Origin of the sequence: Streptomyces sp. DSM 41931 (genome assembly GCF_050271085.1) — a bacterium.
GTDB classification, from domain to species: domain Bacteria; phylum Actinomycetota; class Actinomycetes; order Streptomycetales; family Streptomycetaceae; genus Streptomyces; species Streptomyces albogriseolus.
The window spans coordinates 249,940-261,665 of sequence record NZ_CP189903.1 but is presented as its reverse complement, the minus strand read 5'-3'; the positions used below and the strand labels follow the sequence as shown (position 1 = coordinate 261,665).

Genomic DNA, 11,726 nt, shown 5'->3' with positions numbered 1-11,726 from the left:
CGCAGACCGGGTTGCCGGAGCGGGGTCCGGCGGGCGGCAGCGGGGTTGCATGTGCCGTAGCGGCACATGGTCCAGTAGGCGGCACGCACGACATGGAGAGGTTCCCTCGCATGCCCCTTCCTGCGATTCCCCGCCGGGTCAAGATCGGCGATGCTGCCGCGTTCGCCGGGACCACACCCCGCGCCATCCGCCACTACCACGCCATCGGGCTCCTCGCCGAACCGGAACGCGGCAGTGACAACCGCCGCCGCTACGGATACGACGACATGATCCGCCTGCTGTGGATCCGCAAGATGGCTGATGCGGGGATCTCCCTGGACGACATCCGGGCCGGCTTCGAGGGCGCCACCGGCATCGAGCAGTCCCTGGCCCGGCTGGAGGAAACCCTCGCCTCCAAGGCGGCCGCCATCGAAGCCCAGCAGGCCGCCGTGCACCGCCTCCGCGAGGCGGGCAGCCCCCTGGGCCTGCTCTCACCGCTGGTCAGTGGCCGCCTGCATGATCTGCCACCCGGGTCCCTGCGCCAGGCCGATCTCGACACCCTCCTGGTCACGGAGCGTGTCTTCGGCCCCCAGGGGGCCGCCGCCCAGGCCAACCGGTTCATCGCCCTGGCCACCCACCCCGAACTGCGGGCCGAGGAAGACCGCCTGGCCGAGGCCGAGGAGGCCCTGGACGACACCATGTCCCCCGACGACCCCGGCATCGAAGACCTGGCTGCCCGGCGCTGTGCTCATGAGACCGCCTTGGGAGCCGCCATCGACAGATCCGGCCTGGACGAGGCCCTCGACGACCTCCTGGACCAGGACGACGAGCACACCGGTGAGGAGCAAGGCGAGGCGAGGACGAGCGTGGTGGAGGCCATCGGCAAGATGCCGTACGACTTCTCCCCGGCCCGCGTCCGGTACGAGAAACGCGTCATCGAGCTGTTTCACCCGGCCGATCAGGACGGCGATACCCCACGGACCTGCTGACCGGCATCGGCGCTCGGGGCGAGCCCGACACGAGCGGCCTGGAACGGTCGCATGATGCGGACGCCGAGGCGGCGGCAGCCTGACCCAGCCAAGACGCCTTGCCCGCAGTGACGAAGGCAGCCGATCATTCGCCCATGAGACCCGAAGTGCAGGTGTTCGTCGCCGCCGGCCCACTTCCCGACGGCGACGCGAGCGAAGAAGAGATCGACAGGCGCGTTCAGCAACTCGAAGCGATCTCGAAGCCGGTCACCGGAGAAGAAGCCCGTGCGCTCGTTTCCTGCTTCGGCCCCGACGACTGCTACGGCGTCGCCTGGACGCTCCTTCACCTCATCGAGACGGGCCCGAACCCCGTCCTGACCACCGACCCCGGACCGGACGCCAACGAGTGGCACCAGCGCCTCCACAACCGCGCCGTGAACGGCGGACTCATCCGCTGAACTCGACGGCACAGCACCGTGAGGCGGGCCGCCAGGGTCAGTAGGCGCGTGCCACGACGGCGATGTTGCCGGGCTGGTCGTCGCTGTCGGGAACGGAGCCGTCCGCGGCGACCAGGCACCGCACGGTGACGCCCTGTTCGGCGAGCTTGGCCTCGCCCTCCACGCCCAGCGTTTCCCAGGCAATGCGCGCCCAGCCGGTGCTCGCCGCCTCCGCGGCGTCCTCGACCGTGGTCACCTCGACGGTGCGGTCGTTGCGACGCTTACGGGACTGCGCCAGCAGAAGCGCCTGGTCGTCCTCCAGTATCGTGGGAAGGATCTCGGGCAGTGCTCCGACCGGCGTCGGCTCCTTGCTTCCCGCTACGCGGCGGACCAGCACGGCCGTCCCGTTCTCCACGTCACGTGGCCCGACCTCGATGCGTACCGGCACCCCCTTGAGCTCCCAGTCGACCGCGCGGCGGCCGAACGGCGTGTCGGTGCGGTCGTCGACGTGTACGCGGACACCGGCCGCCTTCAGCCGGTCACCGATCCCGCGGACCGTGTCCAGGACCGCGTCGTCGCCCTTGACGGCCACGACGACCACCTGAACCGGTGCCAGACGCGGCGGGACGCGAAGGCCGTCATCGTCGCCGTGCATCATCACCAGTGCGCCGACCATCCGGGTCGTGGAACCCCACGACGTCTGCCAGACGTATTCCTCACGGCCGTCCTTCGACAGGTAGCGCGTCTCGAACGCCTTGGCGAAGTTCTGGCCCAGTTCGTGGCTCGTGGTCAGCTGGAGGGCCTTGCCGTCGCCCATCATGCCTTCCAGCGTGAGCGTGTTGACCGCGCCGGCGAACCGCTCCCTGACCGTCTTGCGGCCCGGTACGACATCCATGGCGAGGACGTTCTCCAGGAAGTCGGCGTACACCTCCCGGTGGATGTGTGCGGCGTAGTCCCGGGCGTCCTCGTAGGTGGCGTGTGCCGTGTGCCCTTCCTGCCACAGGAATTCCGTCGTACGAAGGAACACGCGCGGCCTCAGCTCCCAGCGGACCACGTTCGCCCACTGGTTGATCAGCAGCGGAAGGTCGCGGTAGCTCTGCACCCACTTGGAGAAGTAGTCGTTGACGATCGTCTCGGACGTGGGGCGGACGACGACGGGCTCTTCCAGCTCCTTGCCGCCGCCATGTGTGACCACGGCCAGTTCGGGCGCGAAGCCCTCGACGTGCTCGGCCTCCTTCGTCAGGTACGACTGCGGGATGAAGAGCGGAAAGTACGCGTTCTGCGCGCCGGCCGCCTTGATCCGGGCGTCCAGCTCCTGCTGCATCCGCTCCCACAGGCCGTAGCCGTACGGTCGGATGACCATGGTGCCGCGCACCGGCCCGTTGTCGGCCAGTTCGGCCTTGCCGACCAGGTCCTGGTACCAGCGGGGGAAGTCGTCCGCCCGGGGGGTGAGAACGGGTGCTTTTGCCATGACGCCGCAGAGTAGGACGCGGCTCCACCAAGGCGCGACTCGATTACTGCCCAGACGTCAGGACGCCGGCCGGTCCGGTTCGTCAGCTGCGATGGCGGGTTGAGGCCGTGTCCTGCGAGGTGAGGCGGATGAGTCGCTCGGAGGTGTCAGGTCGTCGTGGCGACGCCGATGCCGATGCCGATGAACAGCCAGCCGGTGGTCAGCTCCCAGCGGTGGCGGACCGTCGGACGGGCGAGAAGGGCGCCCAGTCGGGCGGCGACGGTGACGAGGGCGAACCAGTAGACGACGCCGATGACGACGTCGAGGATGCCGAGGAAGAAGATCTGCCGGGCCGTCGAGCCCCCGCCGTCCACGAACTGGGGCAGGACGCTGAGGAAGAACAGTGCCGCCTTGGGGTTGAGCACGTTGGTGAGGAACCCCTGGGTGAAGCCGGCCCGCCACCGGTGCGGCTCCGGCCCGCCCCGAGGTGAGAGGGGCGGGGCCGGACCGTCCTGGGGATCGCCGCCCGTCCCCCGCCCGTGCGTCCGTGCGCGGGCGGACCGGCGGGCCGCCACAACCGCCCGCACCCCCAGGTGGACCAGGTAGGCGGCGCCCAGAAGCTTGATGGCGTCGTACACCAGGGGGGAACGCGCGGCGATCACCGACAGTCCGGCCGCCGCGGCGAGCATGTGCACGCACAGCCCGGCCTGCGCGCCGAGCGCCGCCGCCCGTCCCTTCGCCGGGTGCTCGGTCGCCGACCGCACCACCACGAGGAAGTCCGGCCCGGGCACCACGTACGCCACCAGGACGACGCCGAGGAAGCCGACGAGGTCGACCGACATCCGCTCTCCGTTCATCGGGCCCGTCGGCCGGTGCGCCGCCGGGGAGTTGGTCCGGGAGCGGAGGCGCCCCCGTCCGGTCAGGCCGCCGACGGTCGGCGGCGGCAGGAGCTTGGCCGCCTCGTCGCACAGCTCCAGCGTCCGGGCGGCGGTGACGAACGCCGGGTTGTGGCCGCGGAAGGTGCCGTTGCGCTCGCCGGGCTTCCCCACGTCGTACTCGGGCGCAGCAGCGTCAGGGCCATGGGCATCCCGTACCCGCTGAGGGACGTGGACAGGCAGACGGGGTGCACGCTACCCGGCACGCACGCGCGCCGCCGGACGCCGCAGCGGCGGCAGGAGGCACCGTGCGAGGGCGCGTGTCTGCAGGACGGGTACGGTTCCGGCGGCAAGACTAGGCGCATGAACATCCTCGTCGCGGTACTCGCCGCCCTGATGTCCGCCGGGTGCTTCGGCGTCGCATCGGTCGTGCAGCAGTACGCGGCAAGCAAGGCGCCGCGGGAGGAGTCCCTGCGCCTTCGGCTGTTGCTCGACCTGGCCCGGCAGCCGCTGTGGCTGGCGGGCATGGCCCTGACCGTCTTCTCCTACATCATGCAGGGCCTCGCCCTCGCCTTCGGACCGCTGGTTCTCGTGCAGCCGGTGGCGGCCACCGATCTGGCCTTCGCCCTGCCTCTGCTCGCCTGGCGCCGCTCGGAGCGCCTGACCCGCCCTGAGCTCACCGGCATCGCCTGCACGGCCGGCGGGGTGGCCGCCTTCGTCACCGTGCTGCCGCCTGCCTCCGCCGGGACACCGGTGGCACCCCTGCAGGACTGGATCCCGGTGCTCCTCATCGTCGCGGGCACGGTGACGCTGCTCGTCGCCGCGGGTGTCAGAAGCAGCGGCAGGTGGCGGACGGGCCTGTACGCCGCGGCCGCGGCATCGATGTTCGCTCTGCTGGACAGCCTGACGAAAGGCACCTCGGGACGGCTTCGGACGGACGGTCCTGATGCCCTCGCCCACTGGGAGCCCTATGCGCTGCTCGGAGTCGGAATCACGGGCCTTGTCCTGTCCCAGAGCTCTTTCCAGGCCGGCTCCCTGGCGATCAGTCTCCCGCTGATCGACACCATCGAGCCGATCGGCGGAGTCCTGATCGGCATCGTCGTGTTCGACGAGCGGCTCGCCTCCTCCACCGGTGCGCTCCTCACGCAGGCGTTCGGAGCGCTGGTCGCCGTCGTCGGCATTGTGCTCCTGGCGCGGTCGCCCCTGGCACGGGACCTCAAATCCTCCCCGCAGCCCAGCACCGGACCGGACGATGCGGGATGATTGCGGCATCTGCGAAGCGGCTCGGCGGCGCAGAACCGGGTGGACACGACCCCCCGAGCACCGGCCCGCCCTGGGTTGCCTCAAGCCGGGAACGACGGTTCGACCGCCACTACTACGTCACGTGCCGAAGGAGTCCCGCAGTGATCCGTGGTGTGACTGCCGGTATCGACGGGTCGCCTGGGAGCGGCGTCGTTGCCGAGTGGGCGGCACTGGAATCACTGCTGCGCGGTGTACCCCTGTGCCTCGTCCACGTTCACGAGGGGCCGCGTCCAGCGGCTGCGGATGCCGTCGACGCCGGTGCCGTACGTCATCAGGCAGAGGAGTTCCTGGCCGATACCGCCCGTACAGTGCGGCGGAACCACCCCTCCTTGCGGGTCAGCACACGGCTGCTGCTCGGGCGGGCGGCCACCGCCCTGACCGGCGCGGCCGCCGGGACCGGCCTCCTGGTTCTCGGCTCGCGTGGCCTGAGCGGCACCATGGGCTTCCTGCTCGGGTCGGTCGCGAGGGAGACGGTCAGCTCGACGCAGACGCCCGTCGTGCTGGTACGGGTCACCGGTCAGCCGGCCGCGCCCCGGCAGTCAGCCCCCGACGTTCCGACTCGCGACGTGATCGTGGGCCTGGACATCCACCACGACTGCGCCTCCCTCCTCGACTTCGGTTTCGCAGAGGCCGCCCGGCGTGGCGACCGCTTGGTGGCGTTGCACGGATGGTCCATCTGGCCCGTGGTCCGTGACGCGGGAGCACTCGTCGCAGCACAGCGCGACATGGGCTCGGACGTCGCACGGCGCCTCACCCGGATCCTGGCCCCCTGGCGTGAGAAGTTCCCATCGGTCGACGTGGCGGAGCTGACGCCGATCGGATCCCCCGCGCACCTGCTCGTCCACGCATCGGACCGCGCAGACCTCGTAGTGGTCGGCCGGCGCGTCCACCCGGCCGCGCACGGCGGACGCATCGGTCTCGTGACCCATGCCGTGATACAGCACTCTGTCGTGCCCGTCGCCGTCGTGGCCCACCACTGATCCACGCCGTGCGGGCGGACACGATGGAGGGGGATGCTCAGGCAGTCGGGGTGTTCAGCACGTACGCGCGCGAGGCGTTGACCTCGGCGCGCAAAGCGGACAGGTCGACGTCAAGGACGTGGTGGCGAAGTCCAGGACGTCGTGGGTGGTCATGCGCTGGGGCTGCCGGTCGGTCCCGTAGGCGGCGTTGACGGCGCGCATCCGCTGGATGGCGTGCAGGGCCCGCATCTGCGTGAACGTGTCGCCGGCCAGGGCGACTTCGACGTCGATGCTCAGGCCGGGACGGATGCCGGCGGACAGGGCCTCGTCGACGGCGGGGATCGCGGTCTCCAGGCCGATCTGGGCGTCGGAGGTGGGGGCGAGCGCCACGGTGGTGCCGGTCTCCCCCATCGCCTTCCACGCCTCGGGGGTCAGTCCGGTGGAGTGGATGAGGGTGACGTCGGGGTTGAGGATGCCGTCCGAAGACGGCGTCCACGCTCACACCGATGCCCAAGTCCGCGGCGACGCGGGCGAGTTCAGGGCCGTAGGCGAGCGCCGGTCCGGCGATCTCGTCGGTGGCGAGCGTCGCCAGGAGCAGGGTCAGGGCCGGTGGTCCGGCCGGGGCCGGCAGCCGCGTGACCATCAGGTTCGTCGCGCTGCGGAATCGGAACCAGGCCGCCGTGTCCCCAGGTGCGCGGCACCCAGGAAACCCGCACCTGGGGAGACGGCGGCCTGGCTGCCATCGGCCGCCGGGCCAACCATGGAGGCATGACCAGCAACGACACGCCCCGCGACCCTCACCCGTACGTCGGGATGTGGGTGACCGCGGACGGATTCATCCGCCAGGAACTGCTGCCGAACGGCCGCTACGACGAGGCCCGCGGAAACCGTCAGAGCGCCTACACCGGCAGCTACACCGTCACCGGCGACCACCTCGGCTACGTCGACGACACCGGCTTCACCGCCACCGGCGACATCCGCGACGGCGTTCTCTTCCACGAGCACCTGGTGCTCTACCGCGAGGACGACGAACGCGCCCGGCAAGGAGGCACCCGGCCGCTCGGCCGCGGTGGCAGCACTTACCCCGGTGCTCCCATGGTCGATTGACAGGTGAGGCTAATAAGGTTAGCTTTTGGCTAATTCGGTTAGCTTAAGCGAGGGGATGTCATGACCGAGTACCTTGCCGTCGACGGCGGCACGATCGCGTACGAGGTGGCGGGTTCCGGCCCGCTGATCGTTCTCGCGCACGGCATGGGCGACAGCCGCGCCGCGTACGGTGCTGTGATCCCGCCGCTGGTGGCGGCGGGCTACCGGGTCGCCGCGATCGATCTGCGCGGCTGCGGCGAGTCCAGCGTCGGCTGGTCGGCCTGGAGCCGCACCGCCATAGCCGGCGACCTGCTCGCCGTGATCCGCCACCTGGGCGGCCCGGCCGTACTCGTCGGCCACTCGATCTCCGGCGGCGCCGCCACCATCGCCGCGGCGCAGGAACCCTCGCTGATCGACGCGGTTGTCGAGTTGGCGCCGTTCACCCGCAAGCAGTCGATCCGCCTCGGCGACCTGCGGGTGAAGCGCTTCCGGCAGGGCATGCTGCGGCTGCTCGGCGCGGGCGTGTTCGGCAGTGTGCCGCTCTGGCGCTCGTACTTCGACCTGGCCCACCCCGGCGTGAAGCCGGCCGGATGGGCCGAGCGGCTCGGCCGTGTCGACTCCCTGCTGCGCGAACCGGGCCGGATGAAGGCCATGCAGGGCATGGGCCGCAGCGCTCCGGCCGACGCCGGCGCACAGCTCGCAGGCGTCCGCTGTCCGGTCCTGGTCGTGATGGGGACGCTCGACCCCGACTGGGCCGATCCGCACGCCGAGGGCTCGGCGATCGTCGAGGCCCTGCCCGCCGGCCTCGGTCGCCTCGAGATGATCGAGGGCGCGGGGCACTACCCGCACGACCAGTTCCCCGACCAGGTGGTGTCGCTCATGCTTTCCTTCCTCCGATCGGATGTCGCTCGTGCCTAGGGCCGGCCTGAACCAGGCGGCCGTGGTCGCTGCCGGTGCCGCCCTCGCCGACGAGGTGGGCCTGGCCGGCCTGACGATGGGGTCGCTGGCCGAGCGGGTGGGCGTGCGCACCCCGTCCCTCTACAAGCACGTCGGCGGCCAGGACGACCTCAACCGGCGCATCGCGGCCCTGGCGTTGAACCAGGCCGCCGACGCCGTCGGCAGCGCGGTCCAGGGATACGCGGGCCGCGACGCCCTGGCCGCCGCGGCGCGCGCCTTCCGCGCCTTCGTGCTGGAGCACCCCGGCCGGTACGCCGCGACGATCGGCATGGAACCGTCCGGCCCGGACGATCCGCTGGCGACCGCGGGCCGCCGACTGCACGACGTGTTCACGGCGGTCCTGCGCGGCTACGAGATCGCGGAGTCCGACGTGGACCACGCCCTGCGCATGCTCCGCAGCCTCTGCCACGGCTTCGCCACGTTGCAGGCGGGCCATGCCTTCCAGTGGAGCGCCGACATCGACGAGAGCTTCGAGTGGCTGATCGCTTTCGCCGACCAGGGCCTGCGGGCTGTCCGACGATGATGCCGCGCCGGTCGCTTCGACGTCATCGGCCCCCCTGCCACGCCGCCGGCGGCGGAGTTGCCGAGTGACGAGCACCGCTACCGCGGGAAAGGGTGACGGGTGTCGCGGGCGGCGTTGGCGTAGCGGGTGGCGAGCTGTGAGCATGCGTCCTTGAGCTCGGGTGGGCCGACGACTTCGATGTCCGTGTCGAAACGGCCGAGGGCGGCGGCCAGGCCGGTCCATGACCAGGAGCCGAGGGTGAGGCGGCAACGGTCGGGGCCGAGTGCTTCGACGACGCCGTCCTGGGCGAAGGGGGCGGCGACGGTGGCGGGGAGGTCGAGGATGACCTGGCCCTGGCAGGGCGCGTCGGTGCGGGTGCCGTCGTTGCCGCGGAATCGGCTGGTGATGAAGACGCCGACGTCTCCTCCGGGGATGTCACGCGGGGTGAAGCGAGGTCCGGTGGGGATGCGGGGGCGGACCCGGTCGAGACGGAAGACGCGCCAGTCGTCGGGGTCCGGACCTCGCCGCCCGGACACACGCGCCGTGACCAGAACCGTCGTCACCACCGAGAACGCACCCACCCTGCCGGCCCCAGCCTGCGGTCGGAGGGACTGTGCGGGCGGCCACCGGGCCGGATCAGGTTGCGGTGGGCCAGGTCCGGAGCAGGGCGGCGATCTTTCCGGCGGTGCAGGACGGGTCCAGGAGGAGGTCCTTGAGGGCCAGGGCGTTCTCGCGGGTCGGCTTGACGGTGATGCCGGCGGCCTCGAGGTACATGACGCCGGTGGCGGCGGCGACCGCCAGGTTGGAGCGCTCCAGCCAGCGGCAGCGGCCCAGGGTGTGGACCAGGGCGGCGGCCTTGGCGTAGGGACCGTCGTAGACGGGCTGCTCGAACAGTTCGGCCCGGTGGCGGGCGACCGCGGAGACGGGGACGCCGTAGTCGTCGGGGGCCGGGTCGTCCGCGCCGGCGGCTTCGGCCACCTGAAGGATCCAGGGGACGTCGATGTGCAGGTTCATCAGGCGGCGCGAGCTCCCCGCGAGCTGTCCGGCCGGCGGCCGTCCTCGGCTTCGGCTTCGGCTTCGTCGAAGATCGCCTGGTGTTCGGCCAGGAAGCGTGCGGCTGCGTCCACGGCTCGGGCGCGCAGGCCGCTGGCATCGTCCTGTACCAGTCGGGCGAGGTAGTCCCCGACGCTCATTCCCAGGTCGGCGGCGCGCTTCCGCGCGAGTTCCGCGACGTCCTCGTCCACGCGCGCACCCAGTTGTGTCTTCGCCATGGATGCATGGTAACAGGTGTTACCGGGAGCTGGGGACGGACGGACCGGGTGGTGCGCATGACCCCTCCAACGGAACGATACGTATCGTCTTGCCAAGGGGCCGGACCTCGCGTACTGTCCTGCACATGGGTTCCCTGTGAGATCGCCGGCGCCGACCGCGTAGAGCTGTGCTCCGCCGTCGTCGCGCCCCGCCGCGCAGCCGTCCGCCCCGATCCGGCCCGGGTCCCACCCCGTGCGGCCAGGAGGGAACTCAACGTGCACACACCGCAACTCACCCTGTCCCACGTCACCAAGGCCTACCCCGGCCGTACCGTGCTGGACGACGTCTCCTTCACCCTCGGACCCGGCGAGAAGGCCGGGCTGATCGGCGACAACGGCGCCGGCAAGTCCACGCTGCTGCGGCTGATCGCCGGTCAGGAACGCCCCGACGGCGGGGAGGTGACCGTGAGCGCCGCCGGCGGTGTCGGGTATCTGCCCCAGTCCGTCCCCCTGCCGCCGGCCGCCACCGTCCAGGACGCCGTCGACCTGGCCCTCGCGGACCTGCGCGCCCTGGAGGCCGAGCTGCACCGGGCCGGGCGGGCGCTCGAGGACGGCGACGACCCGGCGGCGCTCGCCGCGTACGAGGCGCTCCTCGCCCGCTACGAGGCCCGGGAGGGGTACGACGCCGACCACCGGGTGGACATCGCGCTGCACCACCTCGGCCTGCCCGGGCTGCGCCGCGAACGCCCGCTGGGCACCCTCTCCGGCGGTGAGCGCTCCCGGCTCGCCCTCGCGGGGGTCCTGGCCGGCCGGCCGGAGCTGCTGCTCCTGGACGAGCCGACCAACGACCTCGACGACCGGGCGGTCGAGTGGCTGGAGGCGCAGCTGCGGGCGCACCGCGGCACGGTACTCGCGGTCACCCACGACCGTGTCTTCCTGGAGCGCCTGACCACCACGGTCCTGGAGGCCGAGGAGGGGAAGGTCACCCGCTACGGCGACGGTTACGACGGTTACCGCACCGCGAAGGCGGCCGAACGGCGCCGCCGGATCCAGGAGTACGAGGAGTGGCGCTCGGAGCTGGCCCGCAACGAGCGGCTGGCCGCCGGACACGCCGCCCGCCTCGGCGTCATCCCGCGCAAGGCGCCGCTGGCCAACTTCGGCCACGGCGGCTTCCGGGCCCGCGGCCGGGCGCACGGCGCGATGGCCCGCATCCGCAACGCCCGTGAGCGGGTCCAGCGGCTGACCGCCGACCCGGTGGCGCCGCCGCCCGAGCCGCTGGCCTTCACACCCCGCATGGCGGCGCCGGGCGCCGTCCCGGAGGGGGGTGCCGGGGCCGTCCCGGCGGACCTGCCCGCCGTGCACCTGTCGGACGTGCGGGTGGGCGACCGTCTGCGGCTGGACGCGCTCACCCTCGGCCGCGGCGGCAGGCTTCTCGTCACCGGTCCCAACGGGGCGGGGAAGACCACGCTGCTGAAGGTGCTCGCCGGTGAACTGCGGCCGGACGAGGGCACGGTGCGGGTGCCCGGCCGGGTGGGGCACCTGCGCCAGGACGAGACGCCGTGGCCGCCCGGCCTGACGGTGGCCGAGGCGTTCGGGCTGGGCCGTGTGGGCTCGCCCGACGAACACGCCGACGCCCTGCTCGCCCTCGGCCTCTTCGGCCCCGCGGACCTGCGCTCGCGCGTGGGCGAGCTGTCCTACGGGCAGCGCCGACGGGTGGATCTGGCCCGGCTGGTCACGGAACCCGCCGATCTCCTGCTGCTCGACGAGCCGACGAACCACCTGTCGCCGGCGCTGGTCGAGCAACTGGAAGAGGCGCTGAGCGGATACCCGGGGGCGATCGTGCTGGTCACCCACGACCGTTCGCTCCGGGCGCGGTTCGAGGGCGAGCGGCTGGAACTGCCGCGGCGGGAGGCGGGAGTTCAGGGGGTCCGGGTGGGCTGACGAGCGGGCCCCTGCCGGTA

At 71.9% G+C, this 11,726-nt stretch carries 13 protein-coding genes and 1 pseudogene; 8 read left to right on the top strand and 6 right to left on the bottom strand.

The genetic code is table 11. From position 1 onward, the window contains the following. Positions 1 to 110 precede the first annotated feature (110 nt). Positions 111 to 968 (top strand): MerR family transcriptional regulator, encoded by an 858-nt coding sequence (locus ACP7TJ_RS33050; RefSeq protein WP_427767811.1) that lies wholly within the window; start codon positions 111 to 113, stop codon positions 966 to 968. 134 nt (positions 969 to 1,102) lie between these two features. Then, complete coding sequence (locus tag ACP7TJ_RS33045; RefSeq protein ID WP_367462623.1) at positions 1,103 to 1,405, top strand: hypothetical protein; 303 nt, start codon at positions 1,103 to 1,105, stop codon at positions 1,403 to 1,405. Positions 1,406 to 1,442: 37 nt separating this feature from the next. Here the strand turns inward: ACP7TJ_RS33045 and proS are convergent, their stop codons facing one another. Both proS and ACP7TJ_RS33035 read right to left on the bottom strand, forming a co-directional pair. Continuing rightward, a complete protein-coding gene (gene proS, locus ACP7TJ_RS33040) occupies positions 1,443 to 2,855 on the bottom strand; it encodes a proline--tRNA ligase (protein WP_427767808.1) in 1,413 nt (470 codons plus the stop codon). A 146-nt stretch (positions 2,856 to 3,001) separates the two neighbouring features. Continuing rightward, complete coding sequence (locus ACP7TJ_RS33035) at positions 3,002 to 3,883, bottom strand: LysE family transporter (RefSeq protein WP_427767805.1); 882 nt, start codon at positions 3,881 to 3,883, stop codon at positions 3,002 to 3,004. Positions 3,884 to 4,072: 189 nt separating this feature from the next. Here ACP7TJ_RS33035 and ACP7TJ_RS33030 point away from each other — a divergent pair, with 189 nt between their 5' ends. Both ACP7TJ_RS33030 and ACP7TJ_RS33025 read left to right on the top strand, forming a co-directional pair. Further along, entirely contained in the window at positions 4,073 to 4,972 is a 900-nt protein-coding gene (locus tag ACP7TJ_RS33030) for a DMT family transporter (RefSeq protein WP_367462627.1), read from the top strand. Further along, complete coding sequence (locus ACP7TJ_RS33025) at positions 4,969 to 5,991, top strand: universal stress protein (RefSeq protein WP_427767802.1); 1,023 nt, start codon at positions 4,969 to 4,971, stop codon at positions 5,989 to 5,991. The genes ACP7TJ_RS33030 and ACP7TJ_RS33025 overlap by 4 nt, the downstream gene beginning before the upstream one ends. Positions 5,992 to 6,111: 120 nt before the next feature. On the opposite strand, the pseudogene ACP7TJ_RS33020 reads toward ACP7TJ_RS33025, so the two are convergent. Then, positions 6,112 to 6,574 (bottom strand): annotated as a pseudogene (locus ACP7TJ_RS33020) (amidohydrolase family protein); the annotation flags it as partial. 164 nt (positions 6,575 to 6,738) lie between these two features. Here ACP7TJ_RS33020 and ACP7TJ_RS33015 point away from each other — a divergent pair. Genes ACP7TJ_RS33015 through ACP7TJ_RS33005 form a run of 3 tightly spaced genes read left to right on the top strand, consistent with a single transcriptional unit; the run spans position 6,739 to position 8,536 of the window. Next, a complete protein-coding gene (locus ACP7TJ_RS33015) occupies positions 6,739 to 7,077 on the top strand; it encodes an Atu4866 domain-containing protein (protein WP_427767799.1) in 339 nt (112 codons plus the stop codon). 60 nt (positions 7,078 to 7,137) lie between these two features. Next, positions 7,138 to 7,974 (top strand): alpha/beta fold hydrolase, encoded by an 837-nt coding sequence (locus ACP7TJ_RS33010; RefSeq protein WP_093764674.1) that lies wholly within the window; start codon positions 7,138 to 7,140, stop codon positions 7,972 to 7,974. Positions 7,975 to 7,996: 22 nt separating this feature from the next. Then, positions 7,997 to 8,536, top strand: coding sequence for a TetR/AcrR family transcriptional regulator (locus ACP7TJ_RS33005; protein WP_189912293.1), 540 nt, complete (start codon positions 7,997 to 7,999; stop codon positions 8,534 to 8,536). 77 nt (positions 8,537 to 8,613) lie between these two features. Here ACP7TJ_RS33005 and ACP7TJ_RS33000 read toward each other — a convergent pair whose 3' ends face one another. From ACP7TJ_RS33000 to ACP7TJ_RS32990, 3 genes are all read right to left on the bottom strand, one after another. Next, positions 8,614 to 9,081 carry a helix-turn-helix transcriptional regulator gene (locus ACP7TJ_RS33000; RefSeq protein WP_427767796.1) on the bottom strand — a complete coding sequence of 156 codons (468 nt, stop codon included), beginning with the start codon at positions 9,079 to 9,081 and terminating at the stop codon, positions 8,614 to 8,616. 70 nt (positions 9,082 to 9,151) lie between these two features. Next, positions 9,152 to 9,529 (bottom strand): hypothetical protein, encoded by a 378-nt coding sequence (locus tag ACP7TJ_RS32995; RefSeq protein WP_048460604.1) that lies wholly within the window; start codon positions 9,527 to 9,529, stop codon positions 9,152 to 9,154. Then, entirely contained in the window at positions 9,529 to 9,786 is a 258-nt protein-coding gene (locus tag ACP7TJ_RS32990; protein ID WP_093764672.1) for a hypothetical protein, read from the bottom strand. Before ACP7TJ_RS32990 ends, ACP7TJ_RS32995 begins: the two co-directional genes overlap by 1 nt. A gap of 255 nt (positions 9,787 to 10,041) precedes the next feature. On the opposite strand from ACP7TJ_RS32990, the gene ACP7TJ_RS32985 reads away from it, so the two are divergent. After that, on the top strand, positions 10,042 to 11,706 hold the full coding sequence (locus tag ACP7TJ_RS32985) for a TlrC/CarA/OleB/SrmB family ABC-F type ribosomal protection protein (RefSeq protein ID WP_367496097.1): 1,665 nt from the start codon (positions 10,042 to 10,044) through the stop codon (positions 11,704 to 11,706). Positions 11,707 to 11,726: the final 20 nt, after the last annotated feature.